The organism is Moorena sp., assembly GCF_982860115.1.
This window is the reverse complement of sequence record NZ_CEYLVT010000283.1, coordinates 1-8562: the sequence shown is the minus strand read 5'-3', so window position 1 is coordinate 8562 and position 8562 is coordinate 1. Positions and strand designations below refer to the sequence as shown.

Annotated in this window: 6 protein-coding genes; 2 read left to right on the top strand and 4 right to left on the bottom strand. The window is 42.3% G+C overall.

Annotation, left to right across the window (positions count from 1 at the left end):
• The first annotated feature begins 653 nt into the window (after positions 1-653).
• Positions 654-2021 (top strand): LicD family protein, encoded by a 1368-nt coding sequence (locus AC4II3_RS29145; protein WP_488015016.1) that lies wholly within the window; start codon positions 654-656, stop codon positions 2019-2021.
• Between the two features lie 49 nt (positions 2022-2070).
• Here AC4II3_RS29145 and AC4II3_RS29140 read toward each other — a convergent pair whose 3' ends face one another.
• The 4 genes from AC4II3_RS29140 to sufB all read right to left on the bottom strand — a co-directional run bounded on the left by AC4II3_RS29140 (position 2071) and on the right by sufB (position 7301).
• Complete coding sequence (locus AC4II3_RS29140; RefSeq protein ID WP_488015014.1) at positions 2071-3333, bottom strand: SufS family cysteine desulfurase; 1263 nt, start codon at positions 3331-3333, stop codon at positions 2071-2073.
• Position 3334: 1 nt separating this feature from the next.
• The gene (gene sufD / locus AC4II3_RS29135; protein ID WP_488015012.1) at positions 3335-4684 is read right to left on the bottom strand and encodes a Fe-S cluster assembly protein SufD; all 1350 of its coding nucleotides are present in this window, start codon (positions 4682-4684) and stop codon (positions 3335-3337) included.
• Positions 4684-5472 (bottom strand): Fe-S cluster assembly ATPase SufC, encoded by a 789-nt coding sequence (gene sufC, locus AC4II3_RS29130; protein WP_070392943.1) that lies wholly within the window; start codon positions 5470-5472, stop codon positions 4684-4686. The genes sufD and sufC overlap by 1 nt, the downstream gene beginning before the upstream one ends.
• Before the next feature lie 389 nt (positions 5473-5861).
• On the bottom strand, positions 5862-7301 hold the full coding sequence (gene sufB / locus AC4II3_RS29125) for a Fe-S cluster assembly protein SufB (RefSeq protein WP_293113443.1): 1440 nt from the start codon (positions 7299-7301) through the stop codon (positions 5862-5864).
• Between the two features lie 391 nt (positions 7302-7692).
• On the opposite strand from sufB, the gene sufR reads away from it, so the two are divergent.
• On the top strand, positions 7693-8355 hold the full coding sequence (gene sufR / locus AC4II3_RS29120; protein ID WP_488015010.1) for an iron-sulfur cluster biosynthesis transcriptional regulator SufR: 663 nt from the start codon (positions 7693-7695) through the stop codon (positions 8353-8355).
• The last annotated feature ends 207 nt before the right edge of the window (positions 8356-8562 follow it).

The window sequence follows — 8562 nt, the reverse complement described above, 5'->3', positions numbered from 1 at the left end:
GAACCCACCCCTAACCCCTCCCAGGAGGGGAAGGGAGTAGGGAGTAGGGAGTAGGGAGTAGGGAGTAGGAACCCACCCCTAACCCCTCCCAGGAGGGGAAGGGAGTAGGGAGTAGGGAGTAGGGAGCAGGAAACTTATCTTTATAAATTCTAACAATTCATTGAGGATTGCTATATAGCAGTTTATAGCCTAATGAGGTACAAAGTTTTTTTCCCTCTTCCTTGCTCCCTCTTCCCTGCTCCCTAAAACTCAAGACTCTGTAGCTCACCCAATTCAAAACCGGTATAAGCACCTACAGAAAATGAATTACCTACTCTGAATCTTGGTAATCCTTACATTGTCATGTTTTGAGTTTTGTGAAATGTGTAATTAATTTTGTGTACCTGCTTAAGTAATTTAGGAGATAAATTTAATTCTGATGAAACTAGAAATTAAACAAAAATCACTATTGACAACAAAAAAAAATATTTATACAATTTATTTATAGACATTTAATAGTTGTTCATTATAAGATTAATCAACCAGATTAAGCAATTGCTACTTCTCAAAAAGCTATTGCTTATAATGCTGATAACCCACGTTATTTATACCTAATAATTAGGTTATTTTAATCATCTAAATAATCAATCAATTAAATAATGCTATTTTTGATTATGAAAAAGCCCTTAATATTAACTATATTAACCCAGCAAATTAGATTTTTATATAAAACTATTGCTCAAACTTTAGAAATACAAGAAAAATTTTCAACACCTCTTTCAATTTACAAAAAAATAATCAGAGCTAATCCAGATTATCTTGAACTTTATAGTTATATTTTTTTAGGGGATATTTATTCAGAGTTAGAGCATGTCGAACAAGCTAAAAAAAACTATCATAAAGCTATAAGCCTGCGATTACAAAAAAATAAAATCCCTTGGTTTTTAGAAGTTGAACCAATTGTATCCTCTTATTCCAAAGCAATAGAATCAACTAATCTAGAGAGTTTTTATTATCATATCGGTAAAGTATTTAGTTATAGGCACAATCTAAATAAAGCTGCCAAATTTTATAGGAAAGCTATTAAGATTAATCCTGAAATGTCGGCGGCTTACCAAAACTTAGGTCATGTGGCTGCACAGCAAGGTAATTGTGAAGAGGCGAGCGCGTTTTACATTAAAGCGATTCAGTATGATCCAGGGAATGAGGAGTTCCATAGTGAACTGTGGTGGTACTTATTATCTACCCATATCCCACTAGATAAATTAGAAAAAATTGAGCATCTTGCTACAAATATCGTGCAAGTAGCAAATGAAACCAAAACCATAGAGCAGTCTAATATAGCGCCTTTAGAATCTGATCATGGTGATTCTCTCAAAAATAGCCCACTATTATCAAACTTGATCGCTAATTATGAAACAACTATCCAGTTAGCAACTCCCTCAAGTGATAATATTTCAGCTAAAGACATGGTAGTTTTTCTTGCTGAAAAAAATAAAGCGATACATTTAAGTCTTTTGCAGCAATTTAAATTTATAGATTCTCTACTTAGGCAGCATGATATCAATTATTGGGCTATTGATGGTACCCTAATGGGTGCTATTCGACATCAAGGTTTCATACCTTGGGATGATGATATTGATATTGAGATGAAACAATCAGATATAAATCGACTTTTATCGTTAGAAGATATACTTAATCAACATGGATTTTATTTAAAAAAACACGATAAACATTTTTATAAAATTGCCGATAATTTTGACATTTTTATATCTGAAGAAAGAAAACGGGCATCTCCAAATTGTTTTTACACATATCTAGATTATCATGAAATATTCCCTTTGCGAAAATTAAAATTATGTGACTTTGAGGTTTATGCTCCCCATAAATCCGAGGAATATCTTAAAAGGGCTTACGGAAATGATTGTCTGGAAAGATGCATAATTTGGAATCATCATTTAAACGATTATTTTAAACCTAACCATGATCCAGAAAAGTATGTCTTGAGCATTGATGATGTTAATCATATCTTGAAAAAATGACTATCCTAGCTGACGGGCCGCTTCTCGCTCCGTCAGCGACCCTATCTATTCACTCCATAGCACTTTTGAAAAACTCAATTGTTTCTTTCAACGCCACAATAAACCGATCAATCTCTTCAAGAGTATTATAAAAATACAAACTAGCTCGTGCTGTGCCAGTCACTCCTAAACGATGGTGCAAGGGTTGAGTACAATGATTTCCAGAACGAATGGCTACACCGTCTTGATCCAACAGCGTAGACACATCACTAGCATCCAATCCTTTAATATTAAATGTTGCTAAGGCTGCCCTACCTTTACCATCTATTGTTGGTTGGGGGCCATAAAGTATTAGATCTGGAATTTCCTGCAACTGCTTAAACAAATAAGCGGTTAATTCCTCTTCATAGCTATGGATAGTATCCATACCCAAGCCAGTGAGATAGTCTACTGCAGCACCAAGTGCGATCGCTTGAGCAATGGCTGGTGTCCCTGCTTCAAATTTATGGGGTAAATCCCCATAGGTGGAGTGGTCCAGAAATACCTCTGCAATCATTTCACCACCACCTAAAAATGGAGGCATGGCTTGGAGTAAGTCCAGTTTCCCATACAGAAAGCCAATCCCTGTGGAAGCACACATTTTATGACCGGATGCCACTAGCCAATCACAATTCATAGCTTGGACATCAATGGGCATATGGGGGATACTTTGGCAAGCATCAATCATTACCCTAGCGCCATAGTTATGTGCGATCGCAATAATTTCCTCTACCGGATTAATACATCCCAAAGTATTGGAAACATGAACCACACTTACCAGCTTGGTTTTCTCAGAAATCAGCTGTCGGAACTCTTGTAAATCAAACTCCTGAGTCTCGGTCAATCCCACATACTTTAGTACCGCCCCAGTTTTCTGAGCAATAATTTGCCAAGGCACCAGATTGCTGTGGTGTTCCATAACCGAGAGAATAATTTCATCTCCCTGGCGCAGATTTTCCAAACCCCAGCTGTAAGCCACTAAGTTAATCGCTTCCGAAGCATTGCGGGTAAAAACAATCTCTTGTCGTGACTGGGCATTTACAAAACGAGCTACCTTATCCCGTGCCCCTTCATAACCGTCTGTCGCTCTAGTGCTAAGGGTATGGACACCTCGGTGAACATTAGCATTGTCCATTTCGTAGTAGTGGCGCAGTGCATCCAGTACCGCTACCGGTTTCTGGGCAGTAGCTGCATTATCGAAGTAAATCAGCGGTTTACCGTTAACCTCCTGGTGCAAAATAGGGAAGTCAGCCCGGACTTGATCAGCAATGGTTTTTTCTTGAGTTAAGGTCATTTTACTGTTGAACGTTATTCCGTTCCCGTTTTGAACTTATGACTGTTTCCGAAAGTCTTTGGCGAAGAGAAGCTAGGGGAATTTGATTGATTATTTCTGCTACAAACGCATCAATCAAGAGGTTACGGGCATCGGTTTCCTTTAGTCCACGACTTTGCAAATAGAAGACTTCATCCGCTTCCAGCTGACTGACTGTAGCACCGTGGGAACATTTGACATTATCAGCTGTAATTTCCAACTGAGGCTTGGTATCAACTCTAGCCTTCGGCGATAGCAACAAATTACGATTTAACTGAGCTGCATTGGTCAACTGGGCTGCTTGAGGAACAGAAACCTTACCATTAAACACCGCATGAGCACTACCATCTATAATGCACTTTTGCAGCTGATTACTGATCCCATTGGGATGATTCAACATCACCGCACTATGAGTATCTGCCAACTGTTGCTCACTAATCGCGGTCAAGCCATTTAGAATTGTTTCGGTTCCTTCACCCATCTGAAACACCTCCAGAGTATGGCGAGACAACCTCCCTCCAAAGGCTACCCCATGGGAACTATAAAAACTATTCCGAGATTGTGCGATCGCACTCTTGCCCACATGGAAAGCCTGGTTACTTTCCCCATCAACCCGGATATGAGTCACTCTGGCATTCTCCCCAACCCATACCTCCGTCACGGAATTGGTCAAATAAACACCCTGGGCGCTCTTTGCCTGTTGGCCTTGCCAATACTCTTCAACTAAACTCAGCTGACTACCAGGCTCTGCCACCACCAAACAACGGGGCTGAAATAGCCTAGGCACCCCATCAGCCATGGAAACAAACAGCAGATGAATGGGAACCGTCACCTCAGTATTCCTAGGCAACCAGATCACCGCCACATCAGTCAAACCAGCGGTATTAAGCAGCGTAAACACATCGGTTGCTCCCTGCTGCTTCCCCAAATAATCAGCAATTCGGCTCTGATACTCTGATGGCAACTCGGCCAAATTCCCCACAAACACCCCTTCAGGCAATCCAGCTACAGACGATAGCTCAGGGGCATAAATCCCATTGACAAATACTAATCGGCTGTTAACCGCCTCTGGCAAAACTACCGGACTAATATCCAAGGTGCTTGTATCAACAGCTACAGCAGCCTCAAAGGTCTCCTGCATCACTGGCGACAAATCTGTAAACCGCCATTCCTCATCTTTAGTGGTGGGAATCGCCAACTCCTGAGCAATCCCCCTAGCGTGGTTACTTAGCTCTTGTAACCAATCCATCTCAACTGGATTATCTTGGCGACATTGCTCTAGCAGTGCCGACAAATAAGAAACCTCCCGTTTTACAGAAACTTCCATAGTCATCAGACACTCACCTCAGCAGTCTCGTCTTCCAGCACCCAGTCATAACCACGGGATTCCAACTCTAGAGCCAACTCCTTGCTACCAGTCCTGAGGATACGACCATCTGCCATTACATGAACAAAATCCGGCTCAATATAATTCAGTAAACGTTGGTAGTGAGTAATCAAAATCATGGCATTCTCAGCACTTGCCAATTGATTCACCCCATTGGCCACAATCTTGAGGGCATCAATATCCAAGCCAGAATCTGTTTCATCCAAAATCCCCAGTTTAGGTTCTAGAAGTGCCATTTGGAGAATCTCATTCCGCTTCTTTTCTCCTCCAGAGAAGCCTTCATTTAGACTACGCTCTAGAAAGCTGGGATTCATTTTAACAATTTCCAGCTTTTCTTCAACTAAATCCTCAAAATCGAATGTATCAATTTCTTCCAATCCCTTGTGCTTGCGACGGGAATTGTAAGCCACCCGCAAGAAATCTAAATTACTGACACCAGGAATTTCCAACGGATACTGAAACGCTAGAAATACCCCAGCCAAAGACCGTTCCTCCGGCTCCATTTCTAACAGATTTTGCCCTAAGAAACTTACCTCGCCTCCCGTTACATCATAGGCAGGATGACCCGCTAATACCTTAGACAAAGTACTCTTACCAGAGCCATTCGGCCCCATAATCGCATGGATTTCTCCAGCTTTAACTTCCAGATTCAATCCCTTCAGAATCTGGTTACCATCCACATCTGCGGTCAAATCCCGAACAGACAATATTATTTCACTAGTTTCACTAATCATTTCGACTTGATAATAAATGCTTTATCCCAGAAGTGTTATTAGGTTTAAGGTTTAATGTTATTAGGTTTAAGGTTACCAGGTTTTAGGTTTTAGGTTTTAGGTTTTAGGTTATTAGGTTTTAGGTTACCAGGTTTAAGGTTGAATGTTATCAGGTTTAATAAATATTAGACTAGGTGGTGCGTTACGGGACGGACTTTCCCAACAGTGGCTACCGATAAAATGAGGGCGAGCCCGTCCCTAACACACCCTACGCAACTAACTTCAACAAACTAACCTTGGCCTTTGGCCACGCTACGCGAACAACCTTCAACATTCAACATTCAACATTCAACCTGCTAACTACCTGCTAACTACCTGCTAACTACCTGCTAACAACCTGCTAACCTTAGTTATCCGACTGTACCTTCGAGCTTCAGGCTTAAAAGTTTATCTGCTTCAGCAGCAAATTCCATGGGAAGTTCATTGAATACATCTTTACAGAAACCACTCACCATCATGGAGATCGCATCTTCTTCTGAAATCCCTCGTTGAGCGAAGAAAAATAGCTGGTCTTCACCGATTTTGGAAGTCGAGGCTTCGTGTTCCACTTTGCCCATGTTGTTCTGGACTTGAATGTAAGGAAAGGTATTCGCCTCAGCTGTATCCCCAATCAACATGGAATCACACTGGGAATAGTTCCGTGCCCCCTTGGCCTTTGGACCAATTTTCACTAGACCCCGGTAGCTATTTTTGGACTTACCAGCAGAAATCCCCTTAGAAATGATGGTGCTGCGAGTATTTTTACCGATATGCACCATCTTGGTACCTGTGTCCGCTTGTTGGAGATTGTTGGTCAGGGCAACAGAGTAGAATTCACCAATAGAATTGTCACCGACTAGAACACAACTGGGATACTTCCAAGTAATCGCAGAACCAGTTTCCACCTGAGTCCAGGAAATCTTTGAATTTACTCCTTTGCACAATCCCCGCTTAGTAACAAAGTTGTAAATCCCACCTTTACCATTTTTATCCCCAGCGAACCAGTTTTGGACGGTGGAGTATTTAATCTCAGCATTGTCCAGGGCAACCAGTTCCACCACCGCTGCGTGCAGTTGGTTGCTATCGTACATTGGTGCAGTGCAGCCTTCTAGGTAACTAACATTGCTCCCTTCTTCCGCCACAATTAGGGTACGCTCGAACTGTCCAGTATCTCCATTATTAATCCGGAAATAGGTGGACAGTTCCATCGGGCATTTGACTCCTTTGGGAATATAGACAAAGGAACCATCACTGAAAACTGCAGAATTGAGAGCAGCAAAGTAATTATCTGCCACAGGAACAACACTACCCAGGTATTTCCGCACTAACTCTGGGTGTTCTTGCAAGGCTTCCGAAATGGAACAGAAAATTACCCCCGACTCAGCCAGCTTGTCTTTGAAGGTAGTGGCGATCGAGACACTATCAAAGATGGCATCCACCGCTACATTAGCCAGCCGCTTTTGCTCAGATAGGGAAATACCTAATTTATCAAAGGTTTCCAGTAAAGCTGGGTCAACTTCGTCCAGGCTATTGAGTTTTTCCTTCGTCTGTTTAGGTGCTGAGTAGTAGATAATCTTTTGGTAGTCAATGGGAGGATAGGTGACATGGGGCCAGGTTGGCTCGGTCATTTTCTGCCATTGTCGATACGCCTTTAGACGAAACTCCAGCATGAACTCGGGTTCGTTTTTCTTAGCCGAAATCAGACGGATAATATCCTCATTTAGTCCACGAGGAATGGTATCCGCTTCAATATCTGTGACAAAGCCGTACTTATAGGGCTGGTTGACTAATGTCTTGACAGTGGCAGTCATTTATTTAGTGCTCTCTTATCATTAAGGATTCAACAGAGTTACAAACACAGTGATAGTTTGTTCGCCTTTGACTTTCCCGTAGAGTAGGTTGGCAGCTTGGAAGGTTAGAGGTTGTAGACTGCGGGTAGCGACTGCATCAAGACAGCGGCTTGCTTTTTTCGTCGGTTACAACTATAATATATAGCTTCCTCATGCCCACGGGATGTTATCTGGTTACTGGGTGGATTAAAACAACGTTTTTGTTGTTTAACTCTATTGTAGGTTATATTAACAACAAACATGTTGTTAAAGTCAAGGGAATTTAGATTTAATAGAAATAACGGTACCGACAAGCACCAAAGGGAAGCCTGAGTGCCCTTCCCCTGTTACCCAATCCCCAACTCCTAAGCCCATGATGCCTACTCAGCAAACTTCCACCAAGCGAGACATCCTACAATATCTCCTCAAACAGGATCGAGCAAGAGCCCAGGAGTTAGCCACAGCCATAGGGGTTAGCGCCCAAGCTATTCGACGTCATCTTAAAGAATTGGAGGCAGAAGGGCTAATTGAGTACAAAGCTGTTCAAAGTGGTATGGGGCGTCCTCAACATATCTATCACCTCTCTCCCCAAGGACGCGATCGCTTTCCCCATCATTACGGAGAGTTTTCCGTTTCCCTACTCGATACCATGACAGAAACCTTGGGTCGAGAACAGACCAGCACGATTTTACAAAAGCAATGGCAACGTAAAGCTCAAGAATACCGGGAGTGTATAGGAAATGGTACAGTGCGAGAGCGAGTAGCCAAGTTAGTAGAACTGCGTAGACTAGAAGGTTATATGGCAGAGTGGCACACCCTAGATAATGGTAATTTAAATAATGGCGTTAGGGAGCACTATATTTTAACTGAATACAATTGTGCTATTTCCAACGTTGCCGAATCTTACCCCAGTGTCTGTGGTCATGAATTGGAAATGTTTGCCGCCGTATTGCCAGATTGTACAGTGGAGCGTACTCACTGGCTCAATAATGGAGAGCATCAGTGCGGCTATTTAATCAAAGGGACGACTCAATAACTAACATGTCAGTAACATAAGCCTGTAAGGTATCAGCCGTCAGCCGTCAGCTGTCAGCCGTCAGCTGTCAGCCTTTGGCCACAAGCCTTTGGCTAATAGCACCTGAAGGAGTGTGGCCACAAGCCCAAAGCTGATACCTGTTCGCGCAGCGTGCCCATAGGCTGATAGCTGATAGCTGATAGCTGATAGCTGATAGCTGATAGCTGA

What these genes read in the sequence shown, in the direction of transcription:
- AC4II3_RS29145 (WP_488015016.1), top strand. Translation starts at nt 654, where the DNA reads ATGAAAAAGCCCTTAATATTAACTATATTAACCCAGCAAATTAGATTT.
- sufC (WP_070392943.1), bottom strand. Translation starts at nt 5,472, where the DNA reads ATGATTAGTGAAACTAGTGAAATAATATTGTCTGTTCGGGATTTGACC.
- sufD (WP_488015012.1), bottom strand. Translation starts at nt 4,684, where the DNA reads ATGACTATGGAAGTTTCTGTAAAACGGGAGGTTTCTTATTTGTCGGCA.
- sufB (WP_293113443.1), bottom strand. Translation starts at nt 7,301, where the DNA reads ATGACTGCCACTGTCAAGACATTAGTCAACCAGCCCTATAAGTACGGC.
- sufR (WP_488015010.1), top strand. Translation starts at nt 7,693, where the DNA reads ATGATGCCTACTCAGCAAACTTCCACCAAGCGAGACATCCTACAATAT.
- AC4II3_RS29140 (WP_488015014.1), bottom strand. Translation starts at nt 3,333, where the DNA reads ATGACCTTAACTCAAGAAAAAACCATTGCTGATCAAGTCCGGGCTGAC.